Origin of the sequence: Nonomuraea sp. NPDC049714 (assembly GCF_044465295.1) — a bacterium.
GTDB lineage: Bacteria > Actinomycetota > Actinomycetes > Streptosporangiales > Streptosporangiaceae > Nonomuraea.
Map to the genome: position 1 here is coordinate 47118 of NZ_JBITLM010000003.1, position 19084 is coordinate 66201.

General features: G+C 67.5%; 22 protein-coding genes. 8 read left to right on the plus strand and 14 right to left on the minus strand.

The features are described from left to right. The first annotated feature begins 12 nt into the window (after positions 1–12). The gene (locus ACIBQX_RS13525; RefSeq protein WP_397003998.1) at positions 13–765 is read left to right on the plus strand and encodes a MerR family transcriptional regulator; all 753 of its coding nucleotides are present in this window, start codon (positions 13–15) and stop codon (positions 763–765) included. A gap of 67 nt (positions 766–832) precedes the next feature. On the opposite strand, the gene ACIBQX_RS13530 is transcribed toward ACIBQX_RS13525, so the two are convergent. From ACIBQX_RS13530 to ACIBQX_RS13540, 3 genes are all read right to left on the minus strand, one after another. Further along, on the minus strand, positions 833–1216 hold the full coding sequence (locus tag ACIBQX_RS13530) for a hypothetical protein (protein ID WP_397004000.1): 384 nt from the start codon (positions 1214–1216) through the stop codon (positions 833–835). Between the two features lie 354 nt (positions 1217–1570). Beyond that, the gene (locus ACIBQX_RS13535; protein WP_397004002.1) at positions 1571–1765 is read right to left on the minus strand and encodes a hypothetical protein; all 195 of its coding nucleotides are present in this window, start codon (positions 1763–1765) and stop codon (positions 1571–1573) included. Next, positions 1756–2202 (minus strand): DUF5980 family protein, encoded by a 447-nt coding sequence (locus ACIBQX_RS13540; RefSeq protein ID WP_397004004.1) that lies wholly within the window; start codon positions 2200–2202, stop codon positions 1756–1758. The genes ACIBQX_RS13535 and ACIBQX_RS13540 overlap by 10 nt, the downstream gene beginning before the upstream one ends. A 346-nt stretch (positions 2203–2548) precedes the next feature. On the opposite strand from ACIBQX_RS13540, the gene ACIBQX_RS13545 reads away from it, so the two are divergent. Beyond that, positions 2549–2767: a hypothetical protein gene (locus tag ACIBQX_RS13545; protein ID WP_397004006.1), complete on the plus strand. Its 219-nt coding sequence runs from the start codon at positions 2549–2551 to the stop codon at positions 2765–2767. Here ACIBQX_RS13545 and ACIBQX_RS13550 read toward each other — a convergent pair. Then, positions 2700–3131 (minus strand): hypothetical protein, encoded by a 432-nt coding sequence (locus ACIBQX_RS13550; RefSeq protein WP_397004008.1) that lies wholly within the window; start codon positions 3129–3131, stop codon positions 2700–2702. The two genes, ACIBQX_RS13545 and ACIBQX_RS13550, sit on opposite strands and share 68 nt — an antisense overlap. A gap of 68 nt (positions 3132–3199) precedes the next feature. Here ACIBQX_RS13550 and ACIBQX_RS13555 point away from each other — a divergent pair, with 68 nt between their 5' ends. After that, the gene (locus ACIBQX_RS13555) at positions 3200–3766 is read left to right on the plus strand and encodes a TetR/AcrR family transcriptional regulator (protein ID WP_397004010.1); all 567 of its coding nucleotides are present in this window, start codon (positions 3200–3202) and stop codon (positions 3764–3766) included. A gap of 82 nt (positions 3767–3848) precedes the next feature. Here ACIBQX_RS13555 and ACIBQX_RS13560 read toward each other — a convergent pair whose 3' ends face one another. Beyond that, positions 3849–4904 (minus strand): helix-turn-helix transcriptional regulator, encoded by a 1056-nt coding sequence (locus ACIBQX_RS13560; protein ID WP_397005423.1) that lies wholly within the window; start codon positions 4902–4904, stop codon positions 3849–3851. Between the two features lie 84 nt (positions 4905–4988). Next, positions 4989–5786, minus strand: coding sequence for a hypothetical protein (locus tag ACIBQX_RS13565; RefSeq protein ID WP_397004012.1), 798 nt, complete (start codon positions 5784–5786; stop codon positions 4989–4991). 191 nt (positions 5787–5977) lie between these two features. On the opposite strand from ACIBQX_RS13565, the gene ACIBQX_RS13570 reads away from it, so the two are divergent. Then, positions 5978–6688: a helix-turn-helix domain-containing protein gene (locus tag ACIBQX_RS13570; protein WP_397004014.1), complete on the plus strand. Its 711-nt coding sequence runs from the start codon at positions 5978–5980 to the stop codon at positions 6686–6688. Here ACIBQX_RS13570 and ACIBQX_RS13575 read toward each other — a convergent pair. Beyond that, positions 6670–7248, minus strand: coding sequence for a dihydrofolate reductase family protein (locus ACIBQX_RS13575; RefSeq protein WP_397004016.1), 579 nt, complete (start codon positions 7246–7248; stop codon positions 6670–6672). The genes ACIBQX_RS13570 and ACIBQX_RS13575 overlap by 19 nt on opposite strands. A 387-nt stretch (positions 7249–7635) precedes the next feature. Beyond that, positions 7636–8535, minus strand: coding sequence for a hypothetical protein (locus tag ACIBQX_RS13580; RefSeq protein ID WP_397004018.1), 900 nt, complete (start codon positions 8533–8535; stop codon positions 7636–7638). A gap of 543 nt (positions 8536–9078) precedes the next feature. On the opposite strand from ACIBQX_RS13580, the gene ACIBQX_RS13585 reads away from it, so the two are divergent. Beyond that, complete coding sequence (locus tag ACIBQX_RS13585; protein WP_397004020.1) at positions 9079–9687, plus strand: response regulator; 609 nt, start codon at positions 9079–9081, stop codon at positions 9685–9687. Here ACIBQX_RS13585 and ACIBQX_RS13590 read toward each other — a convergent pair. Beyond that, positions 9684–11762, minus strand: a complete 2079-nt coding sequence (locus ACIBQX_RS13590) for a histidine kinase (RefSeq protein ID WP_397004022.1) — start codon at positions 11760–11762, stop codon at positions 9684–9686. The genes ACIBQX_RS13585 and ACIBQX_RS13590 overlap by 4 nt on opposite strands. An 885-nt stretch (positions 11763–12647) precedes the next feature. On the opposite strand from ACIBQX_RS13590, the gene ACIBQX_RS13595 reads away from it, so the two are divergent. Next, positions 12648–13073 (plus strand): hypothetical protein, encoded by a 426-nt coding sequence (locus ACIBQX_RS13595; RefSeq protein WP_397004024.1) that lies wholly within the window; start codon positions 12648–12650, stop codon positions 13071–13073. Positions 13074–13432: 359 nt separating this feature from the next. After that, on the plus strand, positions 13433–14494 hold the full coding sequence (locus ACIBQX_RS13600; RefSeq protein ID WP_397004026.1) for a hypothetical protein: 1062 nt from the start codon (positions 13433–13435) through the stop codon (positions 14492–14494). An 86-nt stretch (positions 14495–14580) separates the two neighbouring features. Here ACIBQX_RS13600 and ACIBQX_RS13605 read toward each other — a convergent pair whose 3' ends face one another. Next, on the minus strand, positions 14581–14748 hold the full coding sequence (locus ACIBQX_RS13605; RefSeq protein WP_397004028.1) for a DUF427 domain-containing protein: 168 nt from the start codon (positions 14746–14748) through the stop codon (positions 14581–14583). 12 nt (positions 14749–14760) lie between these two features. Here ACIBQX_RS13605 and ACIBQX_RS13610 point away from each other — a divergent pair, with 12 nt between their 5' ends. Beyond that, positions 14761–14994: a helix-turn-helix domain-containing protein gene (locus ACIBQX_RS13610; RefSeq protein ID WP_397004030.1), complete on the plus strand. Its 234-nt coding sequence runs from the start codon at positions 14761–14763 to the stop codon at positions 14992–14994. Between the two features lie 153 nt (positions 14995–15147). Here the strand turns inward: ACIBQX_RS13610 and ACIBQX_RS13615 are convergent, their stop codons facing one another. From ACIBQX_RS13615 to ACIBQX_RS13630, 4 genes are all read right to left on the minus strand, one after another. Beyond that, positions 15148–15588 carry an SRPBCC family protein gene (locus ACIBQX_RS13615; protein WP_397004032.1) on the minus strand — a complete coding sequence of 147 codons (441 nt, stop codon included), beginning with the start codon at positions 15586–15588 and terminating at the stop codon, positions 15148–15150. Next, positions 15572–15733 carry a hypothetical protein gene (locus tag ACIBQX_RS13620; RefSeq protein WP_397004034.1) on the minus strand — a complete coding sequence of 54 codons (162 nt, stop codon included), beginning with the start codon at positions 15731–15733 and terminating at the stop codon, positions 15572–15574. Before ACIBQX_RS13620 ends, ACIBQX_RS13615 begins: the two co-directional genes overlap by 17 nt. A gap of 168 nt (positions 15734–15901) precedes the next feature. Beyond that, positions 15902–18262, minus strand: a complete 2361-nt coding sequence (locus ACIBQX_RS13625) for an FtsX-like permease family protein (RefSeq protein WP_397004036.1) — start codon at positions 18260–18262, stop codon at positions 15902–15904. Next, positions 18253–18984 (minus strand): ABC transporter ATP-binding protein, encoded by a 732-nt coding sequence (locus ACIBQX_RS13630; protein ID WP_397004038.1) that lies wholly within the window; start codon positions 18982–18984, stop codon positions 18253–18255. Before ACIBQX_RS13630 ends, ACIBQX_RS13625 begins: the two co-directional genes overlap by 10 nt. Positions 18985–19084 lie beyond the last annotated feature (100 nt).

The following is a 19084-nucleotide window of genomic DNA, read 5'->3' on the forward strand; positions in this document are numbered from 1 at the left end:
AGGTGAGGGCCCATGACCTGGAGCACACGCGAGATCGCCGACCTGGCGGGCACCACGGTGAAGACGGTGCGCTACTACCACCAGATCGGGCTGCTCGACGAGCCCGACCGCGAGTCCAACGGCTACAAGCGCTACGAGGTGCACCACCTGACGCGGCTCCTGCAGATCAAGCGCCTGACCGGGCTCGGTGTGCCGCTCGCGCAGGTGGCCGAGATGGGCACGAGCGGCGAAGGGCAGGCCTCGGTCTTCCGGACCGTCGACGCCGAGCTCGAGGCGACGGTCCGGCGGCTGCAGAGCATCCGGCGGGAACTGGCCACCCTGGCGCAGCCGGGTGCGTCACCGGAGGTGCCGACCAGCTTCAGCGGCCTCGTCCAGGACCTGCGCGACAACGACCGCGCCCTGCTGACGATCTACGCCCAGCTCTTCTCGGACGAGTCGATGGAGGTGCTGCGCCGGACGCTCGAGGCACGCCCGAACGACGATCTCGACGAGGCGTTCCGCGACCTGCCCGAAGACGCCGACGATGCCACCCGGCAGGCCCTCGCAGAGCAGCTCGCGCCTTTCATCGTCCCGGGCGCCACCGAGCACGGCGTGACGCTGGAGCCGCGGGCCACCACGCCAGGCCAGGCCGAGGCGGCGCGGCGCGCCGTCGGTCACGCCCTCAGGGCGCTCTACAACCCCGCGCAGGTCGACGTGCTCCGTCGAGCACACCTGCTCCACGAGGCCGACGACGACGGTGCCGACACCGGCGACGAAGCCCCATGACCCCGAGGCCGCCGGTTCCGGGCAGAGTGATCGCGAGCACCGTGCACGCCTCCTCCTGCTTCGCGGGTTACGGCCGGTCAGCCGCCGACTGCGTCTCACGAGCCAGCCGATCGAGGAGTTCGATGTCGGGCGCCCGCACGAGGTCACGCGGGGGGCCGAAGAGTCTGTGGCTGGTGATCACCGCCAGCGTCCTTCGTGCTCGGTCGGCGATAATCTGGTCCTCTACCATCGCGGCCCGGCGCAGAGCTCGCTGCACGGCACGTAAGTCGCCTAGCTCGGCCGGCACCAACCCGAGCATGAGCCCGACCACCGCACGCTTGGCAAGAGGGGCCGGGCGAGCCGCCCTGCGGTAGGCGATGACCGCGCCGAGTGTGTCACCTTGGGTGAACAGAGTGTTGCCGAGGAGCGTCAGCTCGCTCGCCGCGTGTGCCCGCTGCTCGTCTCGCCGCATACGCCCTCCGCGCCAGACTCGCCATGACGTGCTCTATATGATCCCTGTCGTTACGAGGACGCGGGCAGGACAATGGTCATTATGACGCCGAGTACCGGGCGCACCGAGCGGGCCGCTCGCTACTTCCCGTTCCGCGCCGGCCGGGACGCCGACCGCATCATTCACGACGCACCGGACACGGATCGCGACCAGCAGTGCAGGGCGGTCCGGCTGACATCCCGCCACACCTGGGCGAGGGCCGCGGCCCGCCCGATGCGGCTGCCACCGCCGATCCTGATCGGGCAAAGCGATGCACGCCCTTGCGCCGCTACTGGGTGCGCGGCGACATGCACCGATGGCGCTAAGGAACGGCTATCACGCCATGGGCGGTGTGGCCGGGCGGGAGCAGCCCGACACCACCGAGGCGACGGCCTGTTCGCGGAGCTGGGCGGCGACCACCGGATGGAAGGCGTCCTCATCGGTGCGCAGGTGTGCCCGATCCCTCCGTGGCCCCGCCCCGCGGCGTGCGCCGTACGGCCCCGCGTGGAGAAACCTGACCGTCAGGGCCAAATATCCGGGTTCCCCTGTGACCAGCAATCCTCCCTCATGTTTATGCGGATGGGGGCGGTCTGCTCTACGACCCCGTCCGAGGCCCACAGCTCGGCGACATACACGGCGGGCGGAGCCGGTGCGATCGATACGTGGACGAACCCGAGGATGGCGTTGCCGTAATTCTCTCCGGGCGAGATTGCGCCGCCGTTGCTGTATGAGCCGGGAGGCAGGTTACGAATCCCGAGCGTGATCTTGTTCTCCCACTTCCCGTAGACAGGACCGAGAAAGTACGTATTGGGATGGCCGCCGGGCGCGCACATGCGCTGCCCATGGCCGCGCAGCTCCCATGTTGCTTCGGTCGTGGCCGCCGAGGCCGGTAAGGCGCCGGACAGCGTCAGCGCTAGGCCGGCGGTGACGCCGAGCAGCAGCCTGACGGCACGTCGGATTGATCTCATAGAACCTCCCGCATAAGTGCGAAGGCACTTGACACCTTCTCTTGATCATTGTCACCTAATTGGTTGCGAATTCAAGGGTTAAACTTTTATCAATCAACATGGCCGGCATGCGACCTGGCCTGTCGCCTTCCCCACGCCCACGGGCACGCTCCCGGCGCCGTCCACCATCGAGCGGGCGCTGGCGTGCGTGCAGTCCCGCCACAGAAGGCCGGCCTGACCGTCAACGCCGAGGGCGGCCGTCTCGCTCTGCGCGCCTACCGCAAGGAAGGCGCCGCCGAGGGGACCCGCACCCGAAAGGCACCACCCGCCAGATCAAGGTCACCCTGCGCGAGGTTCACCTGCCGGTGTGGCGGCGCGACGCGTCCATCTGCCGTCGACCGCGACCCTGGACCAGCTGCACCAGGTTGTCCAGGTCGCGATGGGCTGGCAGCAGCACCACCTGCACTTGTTCGGCAACGGCCGGCCATTTCCACGGAAGACCCCGGTCTTCCCGACGGTCAGCGCGGGACGGCGATGGGCTCACCGCGAAGCAGGGCGATCCCGAAGGACACGCTGGCCACCGTGAGCAGCACGATCGGCGGCGACGGCAGCAGCGCCACGGACAGGCCGAGCATCACCACCGACGTGACCAGCCCGATCAGGATCGCGGGTCGGGTCCGGTCGGATGAGGACGCGAGTCGCCCGACGAACAGGAGCAGCACGCCGACCGTCACGATCGCCACCCCCATCGCCAGGCTGATCCCCTGCATGACCTCGTAGCTGGTGCGTTGGATACCGCCGAGTTCGAAGACATGGGCACGCAGCGCAGCGTCGACACGCTCCTCGTCGGGCTTCGGGGACAGTCGCATCGCGACGTCCAGGACAGTGTGGCCCGCCCCGCAGACGATCCACGACCAAGCGCCGATCCGGTACGCGAGGGTTGACGACATGAGGAGGCTCCGTTCGATCCAGTGACGCTACAGACGTAGTAAACACTACGGGTGTAGCATCTTGCTACATGAGCGCACGTGACCCCGATCGCAAGCAGATCTTGGCTGACGCCGCGTTCGGCATCGTGGGCGAAGCGGGCCTCAGGGCACTCACCCATCGCGCTGTCGACGTCGCCGCCGGCCTACCCGCCGGCACCTGCAGCTACCACTTCTCCACCCGCCAGGCGCTGCTGGCCGCGGTCCTGCACCGGATCGCCGAACTCGACCGGGCCGACCTCGACGCGGCACTCGCCGGCCGCACGGTCACCGACTTCGACGCCGCCGCCCTGATCGCCGACGGCACCCGGCTGCTCGCCCACTGGCTCGGCCCCGCCCGGGCGCGCAGCCGGGCCAGGATGCTGCTGACGCTCGACCCGCAGACCCGCGAACTGACCAAGGCGACGGCGGCGGCGATCGTCGCCGACCTCCAAGCCCTGGCGACAGCCGTCTTCGGCGACCCCGAACACGGCAGCCTGTTGATGGCCCTCATCGACGGCATCGTCGTCGACGAGCTCACCCACGGCCGGGAGCCTGTCGACGTGACTCGACTCCGGGCCCGATTCGGCGCCGTCGCCGGCCTGGCCCTGCGGGCCTAGTGCTCCTTCCTGATTGGGTAGATGGATCACTTGTCAGGCAATTCCGCGAGCCGCCGCAGTCTGATCGCCGGAGCCAACCCGATCAGCTCGGCACAGAACCGCTCGACATCCGACCGGATGAACGCCACACCCTCGAACTCCGCCATCCGGCAGGACTGACCTGGTCGACCCTGTGCCTGCCGAAAATTCCATCCATGCAGTTCAAGCGGGCATGAGAGAACTCGTGGAGGACTCCGCCGAGCCGGTCTCGACGGCGTACGATCAAGCTCGCGATCCGCTCTGGATCAGTGATCGGATCCAGGACGGGACGCGGTGGGGAACGTCGCACCGCTGACTCGGGTGGCCCAGGTGCCGTCGTTCGCCTTGGATACTTTCGTAACCCCAGCGCGGATTCTCCCGCGCCACAGATTCCAGACAGTCGGCTACATAAGCTGACATAAGTCTGGAACGCGACGACACGGGTGCGGGGGTTTGCCTGGAGCAGCATCGTGATGGTGTGCAGGGACAGCTTGCCAACGTGCAGCGACCGGACGCACTTCACCCGTTCGGGATCTGTGGACACGTCCGCCTGGTCCCACAGGCGCACGAACAGCGGTGACTTCTGGCGGAGCCGGCCGAGTAACGGCTCCCAAGCAGGATCTGTGACCGACTCGCCGTAGTACGCGCGCAGTTCGGCCACGATGGCTGCGCACTCCTGCTCGTGGTCGGAGTGTCCGGCGATCCAGTCGGGGTGGGTGAAGTGCAGATAGGCGCAATTGCGATCGGCCGCCGGCAGTGCCTCCACGTCATCGATCATGAAGCGGAACGGTGCGTTGTAGGCCAAGGGCTCGAACCAGGGATACATCACCACCGCCGGGTGCGGGGAGAGGCTGTCCAACAGTCCTTGCAGCTGGTCGCTGACCTTTTCGGAGCTAGAGGGCTTTTCGACGTCCGCGTGTCCGCCGAGGAGGAACAGGTGCCGGCGTTCGCCGCGCGAGAGCCGCAATGCGTCCGCGATCGCTGTCAGCACCTCAACACTCGGCTGCACGTCGCGCCCTTGTTCAAGCCACGTGTACCAGGTCGACCCGACGTTCGCGAGGACCGCGACCTCCTCCCGGCGCAGTCCCTTGACCCGACGCCGGCCGCCACCACCGAGCAGCTGTGCCGGTGGCGCGCGGGCGAGGTCGTCGTGTCGGACATGCTTCCCCGGCGCTCGGTTGAATGTGGAACAGCAACCGTGTGGTCAGCTCGGAAGGCGCCAATTGCAGATGCCCTCGATGCAGAGCTCGGTGGTCGTCCCGCGGGGGTCCGGCGCCTTGATCGATACCTTGCCGCCCCACCGGCTGTAGCGGGTGTCGACGTGGAGGGTCTTGCCCACCGGTTCGTCGAGACCACCGGCGAACGTGAACGTGCTCTGCACCCTGCTGACCAGGCCCGCGGAGGTCAGCGTGACGGTGTAGGCGAGGGTTGTGTCCGGATCCCAACCGGCGTGGGTCGAGTGCTCCGCCCAATGGGAGACCTGTTCAAGCTTCTTGAAGGTGATCGCGCCGGTGACCGTGTCCCTGCTCCGCTGCCCGTTCTTCAGCAGGGCGGCCAGGGTCGTGGATTCGGCCGGGTTAACGAGTTGCTCGTCGTAGCCGAGCAACTCGGTATGCCAGAGGTGCAACTGGTGGGAATCCTTCCACCAGGTCTTGCCCTTCTTCAGCCATTTCCCCAAGAGGCCGCCGGACCGGTAGCCAGTGCCGCCAATGGCGTGGTTGAAGCCGATGACGCGTTCACGCCCGTGCTCACCCCCGGTGGTGGTGACGTCCAGGGCCTTGACACCACCCTTGGCGTTGTACTCGAAGACCCCTTTGCGCCGGCGTTCCGCCTGTCCGACGATGCCGTCCAACAGGGTGCTCGTCTCGGTGAAGTGCACGCCGTGTCCGGGCGCCAGAACGGCCTTCAGCGCCTGAACGGGGTCCTTGATCACCGCCTGTGCCGGAGCAGCGCCCGTCAGCAGCGCACCACAGGCCACCAAAGTAGTGATCACCCTTCTCATGATGGTGATCCTGCCGCGTCCGGATCACGTCCGGAACACGGGCCAGATGCGACGATCATAAGATCGGGCAGCTGCAGCCAGCCCAAACCCATCTACACCCTCGGTTCAGCGCAGCCCGCACAGCTTGCCGTAGCGCAAAGCCGCATGGCCGGGCGAGCCACCGAGAACGCGAAGCGACGTATCCTCCGCCTGTGGGACTGCGGTTCAAGACGCGCGGGTCGGACTCGACGTGGGTCGACGCCGTGTGGACATGCACGAGTGAGCAGGTCACGGCGATGACGTCCGTCGCAGGGGTGCGTTGGGGGCTGGTGTTCTGGGAACAGGCCGGCCAGGCGTACGCGGGCATCACCGGTCCCGAGACCCGGACTGGCACGGCGCCGGTGCCGGAGGGCGCGACCTTTACGGGCATCGAGTTCGCCGTGGGCACCTCGCTGCGGGCCCTGCCCACGCCGGCGCTGGTCGACGGCGGCATCGGGCTCCCCGACACCACGCGCCGGACGTTCCGGCTGGACGGCGCGCGCTGGGAGACGCCCAGCCCCGACGACGCCGAGGCTCTGGTCGAAAGTCTCGCCCGGGCCGGGATCGTGGTCCGTGACCTGCTCGTCGCCGACGTGCTGCGGGGTCACCGCCCGGCCGTCTCGGGGCGCACGGTCGAACGCCGGTTCCGCGCCGCGACTGGACTGACGCAGGGCGCCGTCCGGCAGATCAAGCGCGCCCGCACGGCGGCGGAGCTGCTGGCTGCCGGTGCCCCGGCCGCCGACGTCGTTGCCAAGCTCGACTACTTCGACGAGCCACACCTGGCCCGGGCATTGCGCTCCTACGTCGGACGCACCCCCAAACAGCTGCGCGAGGGCGCCGGCGGCGCGATCGCCCTCGACCTGGATCACCGCTTGACGTCGTAAACCAGCTTCAGGATCCCGTTCGAGTAGCTCTGCGATTCCCGCAGCTCCAGCATGTGCTTGTCTCGGTCGGCCCGGCCGAACAGGCTCTTCCCGGCACCGAGCAGCACGGGAAAGACGAGCAGGTTGTACTGGTCGATCAGACCCGCGTCTGACAGCCGCCGAGCCAGCTCCGCACTCCCGTGGATGAAGATCGCGCCGCCCTCGCCCTCCTTGAGCGCGGCGACGTCCTCGGTCGAGCGCAGGATCGTGGTCGGCCCCCACCCGTCGACGATGGCGTCGTCAGACAGCGTGGTCGAAACCACATACTTGGGCAGCTCCTTGTAGCCGGCGTGGTCCTCCGAGCCGGGCCAGACCGGCGCGAACGCCTCGTAGCTGCGACGGCCGAACATCAGTGCCGTCGTGTCGGTGAGCTCCTCGCCCTTAAGCGACCAGGCTTCTGGGACGAACTCGAGGTCCTTGACCACCCACCCGCCGCTGCGGTGCTCCTCTCCGGGCCCGCCGCCGGGCGAGTCCACGACGCCGTCGAGCGACATGAAACCGGTGTAGACCAGGTTACGCATTGTGCTGTCTCCTCATGCTCGGGCAAGCTGCCGGGTCCACGCTAGATCGCGGCCGCGGTGGCCGTCTTGGACGGAAACGACAGCGGGTCCACAACGCGTACCTGAACACCGCCGCGACCGGCTCGTCGTTAGCCAGTGTGTGCGATGTTGATCAGGTCCAGGTGAAGGTGCGGCGGAGCTGTCGGCGGGCAGGTTGTCCGCAGGTGATCCGACGAGTATGCCGTTGACGGTGAACGGGGAAGCCACGTTGGCCGGCAGGTTACCGCCACGGACAGCCCGAGCGGACCAGGTAGAGGATCGCGTTGACAATCTCGCACCGGGGATGTGCAGCCGTACGACAGCCGGTGTCCACACTTCGGGGTGAACCCCGGTGCCCCCGCTTGATCCCTAGATCCAGCCTCGTTGTTTGGCCAGGACGGCGGCCTGGATGCGATTGACAGCACCGAGCCGGGCGAGCAGATCCGCCACATGCCGCCGATAACTCCGCAAGCTCATCCCCATCTCGCGCGCCGCGATCTCATCCTTGGCAACCGTGGCCAGCAGGAAAAGGATCCGCCGCTCTCGCGCGCTCAGCCCAGCCGACACGTCCAACTCAAGATCGATCGCATGGTCCCACACCCGCTCGAACAGATCCACCAACGGCGCCACCACACCCGACTGACGGATCATCAGCGCACCAGAGCGGCGACCGTTCACCACCGCCGGCACAAACGCCACCGACCGATCAACGATGACCAACGGCTGAACCGCGCTATCGGCGACCCGATGCCGATCCCCCGCCCTATGCAGACGCGTACCGTACTCCACCGCCTCCGCATCCTTCAGAAGCTCCCGCGGAATGATCGTGCGCCACCGTACCCCCTCACCGAGACGCCGCAGAAGACGAGACAACACCTCCGCCCCAACCCGCCACTCCTGATCACGCATCGCCAGCACCTCCCCCGCATCCAGCGCGAGCGAACAGATCCGCTCATCCAGCTCCGCCTCCTCGACCCGCTCCACAACATCGCCGAAACCCCACCCACGCCGCTCCGACATCAACGCCGGCAGCGTCTCCCACGCCTCACAAACACGACGCAACTCCGCGTTCGCCTCCAGCATCCGACGCCTGACCAAACGCGTGATCCCGACCTCCGGCCCCACCGCGACCGCCCCCTCGCCCCCATCCAGCCGGACCAGCCCCAGCTCCACCAACCGCGCAATCGCCACCCGCACGCCCTCGGGCGCACCCTCCGCCACCCCTCCACGCAGCAGCGCCCGATACACCTCCTCCTCAAACTCGGTCACACCGACCCCAGCAAGGCTCACAACAATCCCCCAAAAAAAGCATCAGAAAATGCGCCATTACACGAGATGACACACACAACCCGGCGGATGTGACCCACCCTGACCTTCCTCGATCAGGCCGTAGGCGAGGGCCGAGCAGCGTCACGATGGGCCAGCCCAACCCCTCCCGCACGCCACGCGAACGGGGTGGGAGTCGCCGATTCCCAGCCGTTGCCCCGGAACCGGCGACCCCGACGTAGGCAGGGAAGGTCTCGTAGGTGACCACCCATGAGACCCCGGGATCCCACAGGGGCGCCCGCGTAGCGCTCGGGAACTCGCTCCGAAGCGGGAGCCATCAAGGAGTCCACGACGTGGACTGCCTCATCACCTCACGCGGGGCCGCAACCGCGCCCTGTTCCTTCCCGTACACCTCGCTGACCGCGTCCAAGCCCGCCACGTGTGTCATGGCTTCTACCCTGCTGACCAGGTACGGCGCGGACCAGAGATACGGTCACGCGTGTGCCGTGACCTCATCATGATCCGGACGCTGATAGACATATCCCTGTGATTCGTGTGCTTCTAGCCGAGGACCAGCACGTCATCAGGGGCGCCCTGGTCGCACTGCTCAGCCTCGAGCCGGACCTGGAGATCGTGGCCGCGGTCGAGTCGGGCGACGCCGCCGTCTCCTCGGCGCTGGTTCACGGCCCGGATGTCGCGGTACTCGACATCGACATGCCCGGCGCGCTCGACGGCTTGGCCGCTGCGGCTGAGCTGCGCGCGAAGCTGCCGTCGTGCCGCACGCTCATGCTGACCGGCCATGGCAAACCGGGCCACCTGCGCCGCGCGCTCGCGGCTCAGGTGGACGGGTATCTGCTGAAAACCGCGCCGCCGGAGGAACTGGTCACGGCGATCCGCGCAGTCACATCGGGCGAACGGGTACTCGACCCCTCCCTGGCGGTGACCGCCTGGGATCTGGCCGACAACCCGCTGACGCCCCGGGAGGCGGACGTGCTGCGCCTGGTGGCAGGCGGCGCCGACGCGACCGAGATAGCGGCCCAGCTCTTTCTCGGCGCGGGGACGGTACGCAATTACCTGACCGCCATCGTCGCCAAGCTCAACGCCCGCAACCGCACCGACGCCGTCCGCATCGCCGCCGAGGCGGGCTGGATCTAACCGACCGGCGAGAAGCTCGGCACCTGGGCCGTCAACTCGAACCAGCCGTCTTCACGAACCGTGCCGAGCCCGCCATCCAGCACCGCCAGGCGGGTGGTGAGGTTGCCGATCCCGGCCGAACCCGGCCGTCCCCCTGACGAACGCACGCCGTCATTGCGTACGCGGAGTCGTACCACGCTCTCCTCGACCACCGTCGTGATCAGGCAATACCGAGCCGAGCTGTGCCTGAGCACGTTGGTCACCGCTTCCCGGAGCACGGTGCCCAAGACGTTCTCCACCTCGGGCGACAGCTCTTCGTGCGCGAAGTCGAGCTCCACCTCTATATCTGCGGCGGCCAGCACCGACCGTGCCGATTCGCCCTCCTCGGCCAGTGACATCGCCGGCCGCCCACCGGACACCACCCGCAGATCCGCCTCTGCCTTCTCGGCCATCACCAGCACGTCCTCCAGCTCGGCACGGGCCCGAGCAGGATCCAGGCGTCTGGCCAGCTCGCACTTGAGCAGGATCGCGGCCATGCTGTGCCCCAGCAGGTCGTGCAGGTCACGAGCGGCGCGCAGGCGCTCCTCGACCACAGCAGAGCGGGCCAGCGCCTGCCTGACCTCCTGCAATTCTTTCACCAGCCGGGCGAGTTCGAGCAGTCCGTACACGACCAGCCCGGTCACAAGCGTGCTCGCGGTGAAATTGACCGTCAGCGGCAAGGGGAGGCCGAGCAGCACTGCGCTCACCGCCACGCTCGCCATCACGCACCCGACCAACGGCCAGGCCACAGCCCACGGGAACGCGAGCAGGACCGGACCGGCGAGGAACCCGGCCGAGCCGAGCCAGGCCCTCCCGAACACCGGGATCGGCAGGTAGGCGAGCAGCACCAGCAACGCGAGCGCACCCATGTGACGCCCGCTGATCCAACGGATCTGCATGATGACGATCACGGCGAGACACGCCGCTGCGGGCACCACCAGGTTCGCGGGGACGAACAGTAGCGCCTTGATCGAGAACCCGACCAGCACGGCGGTGAGCAGCGCGACGGACAGCCTGTACGCGCCCGGATCCTCGGTGGCCTCCGCCGGGCTCTCGGGCAGTACGGCATCGACGGCCAACCAGCCCTCGGCGGACAGGCCCGTGGTCAGGCGGCCACCGGCTTGACTCAGTTGCCGAGCCAGGTCGGCCAGGCCCTCGTCCTCGACCGTCCGGGCGCCGTCGTGGCTGACGCGTAGCCGTACCATCCCGTCAGCCGTGGTGGTCTCGATGACGCACGTTCTGGCCGTGTTCTGCCGTACGGCCTCGGTCACCACCTCTCGCAGCACCGACGCGAGCAGCGCGCCCGCTGGGCCGAGCGGCTCGGAGTGTCCGACACGCGTCTCCGCCTTGATCGCCGCAGCCGTCAGCATCGCGCGGGCGGTCGTCATCTCGGGCACGAGTGACGTGGCGCGGTAGCCGGCGGCGGCGTTCCTCGCATCGGCCAGGAAGCCGCGGGCGGTGCCGACGACCTCGCCGAGGATCTCCACCGAGCCTTCCGGCCGATCCATGACAGACCGGACGCCTGTGGCGATAGCCGTCAGCCCTCTGCCGAGACCGTCGCTCAGCCCGGTGGCGATGCGCAACCGCTCCTCAGCCGCTGCCGCCAGCGCCATGGCCAGCCGGGCGGCATGCATCTCCTCCACTCGATCGGTGAGCCGAGTGAGACCGTAAACCACCAGGGCGACCAGCACCATGCTGATCGCGGGATCAGCCGGACCGACGACGGCGGCACTGACGGCCACCAGTGGGGCCAGCGGCCATGCCGGGGTCAGCAGCAGCGACCCGCCCAGAAAGCCGAGGAGCCCGACCGAGGTGCCGAAGCCCAGCGTTGCTGCGTAGCCGACCAGTGCCTGCAGGATCAGCAGCCACGGTCGCCTGAACCGCCGCAGGGAGCGCAACACGTAGACGAGTTGCAGCCCGAACGCCACGATCGCGAGTGGCGAGCCCGCCAGCAGATAGACGGACGTGAGCCCGGCGAGCACCACGACGACGATCGCTCGCGCCAGGCGCGGCACCGGAACCTGCGACACCCCACCCCCCGCGTCAGACCTGGGCAAGCCTACAGGCGAGGAGGTGAGCGTTACGGGGTGCGGCCGACTTCGTCAGATGAGCGTCTTGTCCAGTTCGTGATGAGGCCACGGGTCTTCGTTGACGCGGTCGCTGGTTCGGAGATCCGCGGTTCGGCAGAGTCGTCGACACACCGCCAAGCCCGCGTTGCGCCGCGGCGTGCTGCTGATCATCCCCGGCGGGCCGGGCAGCCCAGGCCTGAACCGGCCCAGCGTCCAGGTGACAGCAACGACGATCCCGTGTCGAGCCGCCGCACCTGACGTGCACGAGCTGATCCTTGTCGTACAACCGCAGGCGTTAGATCTTCCAGGGGCGGACGGCGGCAAGCTCGATGGGAGTGCACGGCGGCGCTAGGCGGCAGGGCGGGCGACCAGCGCGGTCCCCCGAGAGCAATGGCATCAGGCTGCACGCCTGTGCAACTTGATGCCGAGGGCACGGTCTTGCGGAGGTCACACCGCACCGCCCCATAATGATCTCGTACGCACGAGATCAAGGGGGAAGGCGAGCTGTCCGCGTCCGCCCTTAATACGGAGAACGTCCTAGCGTAGATAGAGCGCATAACCGGACCCTCTAATTGAGGGCACCAATACGGCCCCCCACGGCGCAAACTCATGCAGCCGTGCGCCGGATACTCGAGGCCGACGACTAAAGCGCAGCTCCTCAACCAAGCGCGCCCCCGAATTGTGCCTCCGATTTTCTGCTTAGAAATCTCCGACCAATGCCTTCGCCATGGCTTATATTCAACCGACCCCACAGGTCAGAACCATCTTTACTCGCCCCATTGACACCGAGAAATTACCAGTTTACGGTTTGGACCGTAATAGTCAGGAAAAACGCCCGACCATCCATCCCACACCTGCACAAGGGAGTAATTCATGAAGCTGGCCACGCGCATCGCAGCTGGGTCAATCTCGACTCTTGCGATACTGGGTACGCTACTCGCCACACCGGCAATGGCCGCCGGGCCAAGTCACGACTACCTGGCCAAATATGGCAATAGCTTCACGGAAGGAACCGTGTCCTGGTCTGACTCCGGGTACGACGTCACGATCACCGGCAAGATGCACGTCGCGGCCGGCGCCAGCTGTGGGCAGACCGGTTTCGAGGGCTGGGCCGGCTACTACGTGGATGACAGGGATTCCACTGGTTCGATGTGCACGGCAGGTGACTTCACTGTCAAAGAGACGCTGACGACCGACAGAAGAGGCGGGTTCGATAAAGTCTGGGTCGAATACAAAGTGGGCGGCACTGTCCGAGCCGAGGGTTGGTGCTACAGGACGACCGGCTGCAAGTGGATCTAAATCCATAGCCACCGCTCCCGGCCTGCTTGATCGAGCCTGAAGCGGCAAGGTCGGCTTAGCGGGGCGGAATGCGCGGCGATCGGATCGCACTTCCGAGAAGGCCTACGGGTCCCGGCATTCGCAGTGTGGATCCTCGAACACAAGCCCCGACCTCGTCAACCGCTGATCCGTTCCCACGGTCAAGCCCCCTGGGCGCGTCATCGCCCAGGGGGCTCTCGCGTTGTCGGCCGGTAGCGCCGGCGGCGTATGTATCGCGGCCGGCCCAGCGCGTCGATCCCACTTTGAGCAAGGGCCCGGAAATCTCAAGGGCACCCTGAAGTAATGGCAAGTTCCGGCCGATGCCGAACCTGGAGGCTCTCATGCGCAGACTCCTCATGCCCCTACTCTTCACCCTCCTGATACCTTTCCTGTCCACCCCCGCGACCGCCGTCGCCGTCGCCCTGCCTGGTGGGAAAGCGAATTTCGTCGTCGCGATCGGATCCCTGTCCAGCGGCTCCGCCAGGGACAACTGGGTGCGTCTCGGCAACTACCAGTTCTCCACCGACGGGTCCGTCCGCGCCAGGACGTACCTGTGGTGGCAGCGTGCTCCCGTCGACCGCCAGAGCACCGGCACGAAACCGGATGGTTCCTGCTCCACCAGCAGGCTGGCGGTCGGACAGACACTGGTACGCACCTGCAACGTGCTGACCGCCGGAGGCTACATGGCCAATCCGACGGAAACCAGAACGGGCAGGTTCGCCATCACTGACAGCCGCCTGCACATCACCTGGAACACCGGCCAGGAATGGTCGGAGCAGTGGACCATCGCCTCGCACCCCGACGGCAAGCTCGCCCGCCTCGACTTCGCGTTCAACACCCTCGCCAACTACGGGTACGCCTACGGCAGCAACGCGCCTTTGACCGCACGTCGAGCCATGGACAGTGTGAAGACGTACGTCGGCGAGCTGGCACAAGACCAGGTCAACTGGGCACACGACAAGATCGCCAGAACCCCGGCAGCGGGCGGCGCCTTCAATCTCCCCGTTTTTCGAAACTGCTCGACCACGACCTGGTGCCTGACCTACCTCCAGCCCAGCTCCATGAACGCCTGCCAAGAGAGCGGCGGCTGCGAAGGCACCGGAGGCGGAAGCACGATCAATGACAGCTCGCTTCAGAACTACATCGTTCAGGTATCCAGCGGCGACCGGCGTGACACGCACTGGCACTGGTGCACCTGCCGGACCAGGAACAAGAACGGCACCGACAAGGAAGCATGCTACGGCGGCAATTCCCATGTGAAACCGATGATGCAGATCATCGACGACGACTCCGGCTTCCGCGGCTGGGTCGGCGTAGAGGCGTCCTTCTACCCCTTCCATGACATCCCGGACCCGCGCGAGAGCGACATGCTCTCCGTCTTCCGAGTCACCGGCTTCCGCTAGTCCGCATCAGCGAACCCCGGCGTGCTGCAGCTCGTCGGGGGGGCCGTAAAGGCAGACGCGCAAGGTCCTCCTACCATGGCTACGGGCTACTCGCTAATGACGACGGCACGATCGAACGCGACGAACTTGGCAAAGTCCCTGCCGACCCGCTTGACGGCATCCGCGTTGGGTGCAACGTACGCCCAAGCGACATCCTTCGGGCCGCCGACGAGGGAGTGATACTCGGCCTGCCCCTTCCAGGGGCAGGTGTACACAGTGAGTGGCGAATGCAGCTAGCGCGTGCCGCACTGCGTACGCAGGACTCCCTCACATCCATAGCAGCGGCCATCGGATACCAGTCCGAAAGTGCATTCAGTACCGCTTTTCGGCGCGTTGTTGGGATGTCACCACGAGAGTTCCGCGTCTCACTTCATGCGCAGCCGAGGGACCGTAGGTCCGGTAATGCTGTGCCGGTAGGGCCGTCCGAGGTTGACAATCTGGAGTCCAGAGACGACGACTGAGCCTGGATCGGGAGTGGAGGTCTTGACGCTTTGGGCGTCGATGACGCCGACGCTCGGGTCGGGATTTCGCCCGTCGGCCGGGTTGGGCCGCGGCCGGGGGTGTACGACGGCGATGAGGCGGCGGGTTTCAGGGCGGGTCACCGGGGCCACCCGTTACGGTGTCCCCGCGGTGTTCTCCAGGAGGTGCTTGAGCACGGTGAGGTTTTCGGCGACGGCTCGTTTGACGGTGGCGGTGGCGAGTGCGGAGAAGGCGCGGAGTAGTCCGCGGCCTACCAGTTCGATCTCGTTGGTCAGCCTGGTGGTTTCGCCGTTGGACTCGAGCGTGTAGGTGGAGGTGCCCTCCAGATCGCCGAAGCCGCCGGTGACGGCCAGCAGTCGGTCGGGTTCGTAGCGGGAGATCTCAAGGGTCTCCTGCATGGGTCTGGGCAGCGTGCGCGTCTGCAGGTAGGTGCTTCCGTGGGCGGGCGGGCCGGGCGAGATCTTCCGTGTCTCGGCGATGGCGTAGTTCCAGCGGGGAAGGTTCTCCAGATCCGCCAGATATCGGAACACCTCGCGGGCCGGACGGTTGATCACCAGGTCATTGTGGAACTGCATGGCGGCGTGTCCTGTTCTCGTTCTTGCGGTTGGCGTAGCAGGTGGGCGTGAAGAACGGCACGAGCGGGGAGGCGGCGAGAATCAGCGGAGAAGACTTGGCTGGCGCGGCCGCTACCGGCATCAGCCATGCGAGGAGGACGAGCATGCGTCACTAGCCTCGGGCTTTCGCGGGGAGCTTGAGCCGGGCTGCTCGTTTACATGAGAAAGGTGCCTTTGAACTGGGAGGATGGGGCTCTTCTAAGGTCCTGTCCACGCCAGTTCCGAAGCCTGCTTTCCGAGTACGCGTCACCCCCGGCAGTGCGATGCGCAGCGTCTAATCGCGTCCGCCGATCGCCTCGGCGGGGTGTTGCCGGAGCGCCAGCCGCGCCGGAAGGGCGGTCGCCAGCAGCGCCAGCGCCGTCACAGCGGCGATCACCGCCGCGTAGGTGCTGAGGGGCATGTGCGGCAGCGCCGAACCGGTCATCCCGATTCCGAAGGCCGACAGCGTGGCCAGCGAGATCGCGGTCCCGGCCGCCACCGAGATGAGCACCGAGGTGAGGGTCTCCAAGCGCAGCATGCGCAGGACCTGCCGCTTGGTGGCGCCCACCAGGCGCAGCAACGCCAGCTCGCGGGTGCGGTCGGCGCTGGACATGGCCAGCGTGTTCACCACGGCGATCGCGGTGAACGCGATGATCAGGCCCATCGCGACGTAGTTGACCTCGGCGTTGGGCGCGCTGATCTCGACCGCCTGTGCCTGGTCCAGGATGGTAGCGGCGGGCAGCGCCTGGCGCAGGCCGTCGGCGGTGCCGCCGGCCACCAGCAGCGTCCCGGACGGATCGTCCACATGCCCCGCCACGAGCGGGCGGGCAACGGTGAGCTCGCCGAAACCGAGACCCCGCGAGTAGATCGCGGCCACCTTGAGCGTGGCGGGCGTGCCGTCCCCGAGGGTGAGTTCGAGCTCATCGCCGACGTTCTTGTCAAGCCGGGAGGCGGCCGTCTGGCTGAGGGCGACCGAGTTCGTGCCGAAATCGTTGATCGAGCCCGCGGTGATACCGAGATCCATGGTGCGCGGGTCGACGTCGGCGGCTTGGGCGCTGTATTTGGTAAGCCCGACCCGGACCGACGTGCGCAGCACCTGGCTGACCGCGACCACGCCGGGCACCTCACGGACGGCGGCCGCACTGACGCCGGTGACCACGTGATCCGCCCGGCCGCCCGCGGCGACCTGCTGCTGGGCGGCGTGGCCCAGCGTGGTCTGTACGAACAAGATCGTGCATGTGAGCGCCACCATCAGCGTGAGAGGGGAGATGACCGAGGCCATGCGTTTGGTTCCGGAGCTCAGGTTGCGGGCGGCCAGGTAGCCGCCGACGCGGGAGGTGGCCAGCGGCCGCGCCAGGAGCGCCAGCGCGGCGCGGGCCGGCAACGGGCCCAGCAGGGTGACGGCGGTGGTCCACACCAGCGCGGTCAGTAGGGTCACCGGGCTGGAGGCGGCCTCGGTGGTCAGGAACGACAACAGGATCGTCAACGCGGTGCCTCCCGCCACGCAGACCAGCCCCGCGATCAACCGCCCCGTGGGCAGGCCGGGGCGTTCCAGCGCCGCCTCACCCAGCGCTTCAACCGGCCGGATCCGGTTGGTGCGGCCGGCCGAGACGCGGGCCGCCACCCAGGCGGCGGCCACCGTGGCGGCCAGGGCGCCCACGGCGGGGAACGGGCTGACGACCAGATGGAGATTGGCGGGCATCGCGCCCAACTCCACGAAACGGGAGCGTAGCCAGAAACCCACGCCGATCCCAGCGGCCGAGCCGAGCAGCCCGGCGACCACGCTGATGGTGAGGGCTTCGCCGCCGAGGAGCCTGCGGATCTGCTGGGGGGTGGCCGCGATGGCGCGTAGCAGGGCGAGCTCGCGCTGGCGTTGCTGAATGGACAGGGCGAACGTGCCGACCACGACCAGGATGGCCACCAGGAGCGAGGTGGCGGCCAGCGCGCCGCCCAAGCTGATCAGCTTGATCCGGGCGTTCTCCGCGCCCAGGAACTCCACCGTGCCGCGTTCGTCACCGGTGTAGGTGAGGGCGCCTTCTACGTGGACGTCCCTGTGGGGGAAGACTCCGATGGCGGTGAGCTGACCGGGTCGTCCGGCGAGCTTGCGGGCTTGAGCGGTGGTGAAGAACAGGGTGTCTTGGCTGGGCAGCGCCTGCGCGGTAACGCCGACCACCTGGTAGCCGGCCAGCTTGGTACCGACCGCGTGAGTGTTGCGGGCATCGACCACGACTTCGTCGTCGCTCTTGGGTTCGCGGCCTCGGGCGATGGTGAACGGGGTCAGTTCCGCCGACTCCCACCCATGCCCGAGAAAACGTCCCGCGAACGGGAAGCTCACCTCCGGCACCACCCTGGTGACCCCGGGCGTCTGGCGGAGTCGGTCGGCCAGTTCGGCTCGAATCCACCTGCGCTCCGACAGCGCCTTGGCCTTGGTCTTGGACTTACCGCTGGACTTCACGACTGTCTCGCGGACGAACTGGTCGCCGGCCACGATCACCGGCGCTCCCGCGTACCGTTCCGGTGCCACGCTGCCGCGCAACCCCGTCTCCAGAAGCATCAAACACGCGCACACCAGCGCCGCCGCGCACAGCAGCGCGACGAACGCGCCCGCGAAGGCGGCCTTGCGGTGCCGAATCATCTTCCACGCGATCACTTCCATGCCCCCAGCCTGGTCATCCGCTCAGCTACCTTGTCCGCGCCCGGCGCGCTCATCGCATCGACGATTCGGCCATCGGCCAGGAACAACACACTGTCGGCATAGGAGGCGGCCACCGGATCGTGGGTGACCATCACCACCGTCTGCCCCAGGTTGTCGACCACTTCACGCAGCAGCTTCAGCACCTCGCGGGCGGTCATCGTGTCGAGAGCGCCGGTCGGCTCGTCACCGAAGACCACCTCGGGCCGGGTGACCAGCGCCCTGGCGATCGCCACCCGTTGCTGCTGGCCGCCCGACAGCTGCGCCGGCCGTCGCTCGGTACGGCCTGTCAGACCGACCCGGCGCACGATCTCGGCCAGCCAGGCGGGGTCTGCCTTGACGCCGGCCAGGCGCAGCGGCAGGGTGATGTTCTCCGCCACGGTCAGCGACGACACGAGGTTGAACGCCTGGAAGACGAAGCCGACCCGCTGGCGACGCAGCTCGGTCAGCTGCGTTTCGGACATGTTCGCCAGTTCGGTGCCGCCTAACCGGATCGAGCCGGAGGAGGGCACGTCCAGTCCGGCCGCGCAGTGCAGGAACGTGCTCTTGCCCGATCCTGAAGGCCCCATCACGGCGGTGAAGGACCCGCCGACGATGCTCGCCGACACCTCACGCAGGGCCGCGACCGCGCTCTGGCCTTTGCCGTACACCTTGCTCACCGCGTCCAACCGCACCACGTCTGTCATGCCTGCAAGCCTGCCGACCAGGCCACCCGCGGAACAGAGAGCCGCTCACGTGCTGACCATGACATCGTCATAATCCGGACACTGCTCGACAGCGCCCGTC

Coding starts and splice junctions, on each gene's coding strand:
- ACIBQX_RS13525 (WP_397003998.1), top strand. CDS start 13: ATGACCTGGAGCACACGCGAGATCGCCGACCTGGCGGGCACCACGGTG.
- ACIBQX_RS13530 (WP_397004000.1), bottom strand. CDS start 1,216: ATGCGGCGAGACGAGCAGCGGGCACACGCGGCGAGCGAGCTGACGCTC.
- ACIBQX_RS13540 (WP_397004004.1), bottom strand. CDS start 2,202: ATGAGATCAATCCGACGTGCCGTCAGGCTGCTGCTCGGCGTCACCGCC.
- ACIBQX_RS13550 (WP_397004008.1), bottom strand. CDS start 3,131: ATGTCGTCAACCCTCGCGTACCGGATCGGCGCTTGGTCGTGGATCGTC.
- ACIBQX_RS13555 (WP_397004010.1), top strand. CDS start 3,200: ATGAGCGCACGTGACCCCGATCGCAAGCAGATCTTGGCTGACGCCGCG.
- ACIBQX_RS13565 (WP_397004012.1), bottom strand. CDS start 5,786: ATGAGAAGGGTGATCACTACTTTGGTGGCCTGTGGTGCGCTGCTGACG.
- ACIBQX_RS13575 (WP_397004016.1), bottom strand. CDS start 7,248: ATGCGTAACCTGGTCTACACCGGTTTCATGTCGCTCGACGGCGTCGTG.
- ACIBQX_RS13595 (WP_397004024.1), top strand. CDS start 12,648: ATGAAGCTGGCCACGCGCATCGCAGCTGGGTCAATCTCGACTCTTGCG.
- ACIBQX_RS13600 (WP_397004026.1), top strand. CDS start 13,433: ATGCGCAGACTCCTCATGCCCCTACTCTTCACCCTCCTGATACCTTTC.
- ACIBQX_RS13610 (WP_397004030.1), top strand. CDS start 14,761: ATGCAGCTAGCGCGTGCCGCACTGCGTACGCAGGACTCCCTCACATCC.
- ACIBQX_RS13615 (WP_397004032.1), bottom strand. CDS start 15,588: ATGCAGTTCCACAATGACCTGGTGATCAACCGTCCGGCCCGCGAGGTG.
- ACIBQX_RS13620 (WP_397004034.1), bottom strand. CDS start 15,733: ATGCTCGTCCTCCTCGCATGGCTGATGCCGGTAGCGGCCGCGCCAGCC.
- ACIBQX_RS13625 (WP_397004036.1), bottom strand. CDS start 18,262: ATGGAAGTGATCGCGTGGAAGATGATTCGGCACCGCAAGGCCGCCTTC.
- ACIBQX_RS13630 (WP_397004038.1), bottom strand. CDS start 18,984: ATGACAGACGTGGTGCGGTTGGACGCGGTGAGCAAGGTGTACGGCAAA.